Raw genomic sequence first — 2,521 nt, 5'->3', positions numbered from 1 at the left:
CAGGATCCAGCTCCGGCCCCACCTGATCAACGGCTGCCTCACCGCCACCGGTCTGACCCTCGTACCACCGACTCCACCCTGAAAACCTCAGTAACCGGGCTGGAAACATCATCAGCATCAGCGGACTTGTCCCGTTCTTCGCGGGCCGCTTCGACGCCATCCCCGACGAGGGCGACCGGATGGCCGCGCTGACCGTCTTCCACAGTGCCCGCATCGTCATCGTCGACACCCCCGACGTCGCCTGGGACAACAATCCGCAGGCCCGTGAAAGCGGCCAGCTGCGCACCACCTACCGCGGTGGCGTTGGCCGTATTTCCATCGACGACGTACTCGACCTCGCCGCCCAGTTCCGCACCCAGCTCGCTTAAGTGATCACAGGAGACGTCAATGGAACCCATCACCCACGAAATGCCGTCCGGCCGAGCCGACGGATCCCCTCCCGGCCTCACGCCATGCTGCTGGCTCAAGCCGACCAGCCTTCCGCTCGGAGATCGACTCACGGCCCGCCCCGAAGAGGTCACCTGTCGACGAATCGAGCCGACCGTTCCTGGTGTTGAGACCAAGGCTGATGCTCCGGTCCATATCTTCCCCAGTGACGTTTCGATCGTGAAGCTGATGGATTGCTGCTGCCAGATGCAGGAGAGGCGGCCCGGCGAGTTGATGACGCCTTACGGACCCCATGTGACCTGCTCGGGGGACGGTCGTGACTGGTCGGTACATCCTCAGAACCCGCTTGTTCGTGAGCAGCGCTTTGGAGCGGCGGGCCAATGACTGTTGCCAAGCTCCGCACCCAGCTCGCCGCCTGACCCTGAGAAGATGTCATGACGACCGAGAGCATCACTCCCGACCAGATCCGCACCATCCGCCGCCTCCTGCGCGAGCAGGCACAGGACGGCGAAGCCGGAACTGTCGGTTTCTACAAGGGCCCCACCGACCCCGACGGCATCGCCTCGCTGTCCCGCCAGGAAGCCGACCTGTACATCGACTCCCTCCGAGGCGACTACTGATGCACATCGTGAAGCTCCACATCCGCAAGGGCTCCCCGGATGTCGAGGTCGACCTCGACGGCCTCACTCCTAAGCCCTGGCCGAGGCGATCCACATGTCCTTCGGGCACCAGCCGCTCGGCGTCCTGTGCGACACCGGACGCACCAAGGGCGACAACCCCAACCACGCCTACATGTACGGCACCGGGCCGGCCGCGGACGAGATCGGGTCCCAGCCGGACCTCCGGTTCATGACGAACCTGGAACTCCTCCCACGGAATGCAGAAACAACGCCGGAGAACTGGCTGGAGTACAACGCCCGCCAGATGCCCTACGATGCGTGGCCGATCGCCGGCGCGAAGAGCCGCATGGAGCCTCTGGAAGAACGCGTACCCTCCGCCGAAGCAGCCCGCGAGGACCGGTGCCTGACTCGGGACCAGGCGGTGCGCTACCTGACCGACCGCAGCGACCGAAAGATCGTCATCGGCAAGGAGGGGTGGATCCGGCTCCAGAAGGCCGGCAACGCGCCCGCCCCCCGGCATTACGCGCTCGACGGCCTGATGCCGCTGTGGCACGTGAACGACCTCGACGCCTACGCCACACGGGACTACGAGCTGTGGCCGGTCAGCTGGATCGCCGAGTACCTCGGCTACACGGGCACTGCGGCCAGCGCGACTGCGAGGAAGCAGCTATCCCGGTGGAACGTGTTTCCTGTGACGCGGCAGCCCGGGGCGAACGGTGAGCACATGTACGCCGATGACCAGGTGCGCGCACTGCACGCCCACAGGCCGGGCAAAGGCCGCCACGGCGCGGCGCGTGACGGCGGAAAGTTCACCGCCGACCCTGCCTGAACCACGGTTGTGCGCCCCGACGGCCCCGTGGAGGTTGACCTGGCCAAGCGCCGCACCGTCTCGTGTGGAGCGGCAATCTGTCCGGCCTCGGGGACGGCTGGGGGCACCGGGACTCGGAAAGCCAGAACCCGACTTTGAGCAGCAGCTCGGTGGCCGTAGGAGAGATCGTTCGTCTACCGCTCCCGGAGGGACCGGACAAAAGCGCTGGCTACGGGGAAAGGTTGTCCATGGTGGCCCCGCCGTCGCCGGGCGCCTGGTCCGTGGTCCGTACTGCTGCGACGTCGTGAACATCGACACCACCATCGTGCGGGCGCCTCCCACGGTGGTGAACAACTGCTGTCGTGAGTCGGTTCTGGCACACATTCCGTTTGCGCCGTGAGGCGCTGTTGGTTCGAGTGGAGGTGGAAGACCTGCGCCAACCCGCTGTCGCAGCAGTTGGGTTGAAGCTGAGGGCAGCCTGATCCGGGTGATGCCGGGGAGGGCGAGAGCGGCCCTGACAACGCCGGGACGTGTCCAGTACTGCCAGATGGGGCGGGTCCGGCAAGCGTGATGGAGAGGAGTACGCGAGGAACCGGCGTTTTACGTCTCTTAGAGGGCGTTTGATCTAGGCAAATTGCCCTTTCTGCCCTAGTAGGTTCCTCGCCAGGTGGGGGTGGTCTCGTCCGTTATGCGCTTGGCGAGGTTG

At 65.7% G+C, this 2,521-nt stretch carries 4 protein-coding genes; all 4 read left to right on the top strand.

Features of this window, described 5'->3' with window-relative positions; all coding sequences use genetic code 11:
* Positions 1-179: 179 nt before the first annotated feature.
* Positions 180-368: a hypothetical protein gene (locus ACIRJP_RS42380; RefSeq protein ID WP_404186557.1), complete on the top strand. Its 189-nt coding sequence runs from the start codon at positions 180-182 to the stop codon at positions 366-368.
* Between the two features lie 19 nt (positions 369-387).
* Positions 388-771 carry a hypothetical protein gene (locus ACIRJP_RS42375; protein WP_404186555.1) on the top strand — a complete coding sequence of 128 codons (384 nt, stop codon included), beginning with the start codon at positions 388-390 and terminating at the stop codon, positions 769-771.
* Positions 772-821: 50 nt separating this feature from the next.
* Positions 822-1,007, top strand: a complete 186-nt coding sequence (locus tag ACIRJP_RS42370; RefSeq protein WP_404186553.1) for a hypothetical protein — start codon at positions 822-824, stop codon at positions 1,005-1,007.
* A 94-nt stretch (positions 1,008-1,101) separates the two neighbouring features.
* Entirely contained in the window at positions 1,102-1,836 is a 735-nt protein-coding gene (locus tag ACIRJP_RS42365; protein ID WP_404186551.1) for a hypothetical protein, read from the top strand.
* Positions 1,837-2,521 lie beyond the last annotated feature (685 nt).

Source organism: Streptomyces sp. NPDC102437 (assembly GCF_044765565.1).
Lineage (GTDB): Bacteria > Actinomycetota > Actinomycetes > Streptomycetales > Streptomycetaceae > Streptomyces.
Note: the sequence above shows the minus strand (reverse complement) of the source record. Positions and strands in the feature narration are given on the sequence as shown.